Source organism: Streptomyces chisholmiae (genome assembly GCF_031845445.1).
GTDB classification, from domain to species: domain Bacteria; phylum Actinomycetota; class Actinomycetes; order Streptomycetales; family Streptomycetaceae; genus Streptomyces; species Streptomyces chisholmiae.
The window spans coordinates 1-414 of record NZ_JAVREO010000263.1; the positions used below are offsets into that span (position 1 = coordinate 1).

The window sequence follows — 414 nt, forward strand, 5'->3', positions numbered from 1 at the left end:
CACCCACCTCAACGACGCACTCGTCGGCCGCCTGCAGAACAGCGAAACCCCGCACCTGGCCGCCGAAGCCCTGCGCCGCCTCGTCGAGCAGAAGATGCGAGAGCAGACCCGGCACAACATCGTCCGCCAGACCGCGTTCTCGGAGCGCCTCCAGGACCTGATGACCCGATACATGCGCCAGCAGCTCACCAGCGCCGAGATCATCGCCCAGCTGGTGGAACTGGCCAAGACGGTTGCGGAGGACGCGCGGCGAGGTGAGAAGTTCACCCCGCCGCTGGGCGACGACGAACTCGCCTTCTACGACGCGGTTGCCGACCTCGGCAGCGCCCGCGACCTCATGGGCGACGAGATCCTCTCCGGCATCGCCCGGGACCTCGTGGTCCAGGTCCGCAAGAACCTCAAGAAGGACTGGAT

Annotated in this window: 1 protein-coding gene; it reads left to right on the top strand. The window is 67.1% G+C overall.

Annotated features, from left to right (window positions below; translation table 11 throughout):
- A partial coding sequence (locus RM844_RS33115) for a type I restriction enzyme endonuclease domain-containing protein (protein ID WP_311671123.1) occupies positions 1 to 414 on the top strand: 414 nt, incomplete at both ends.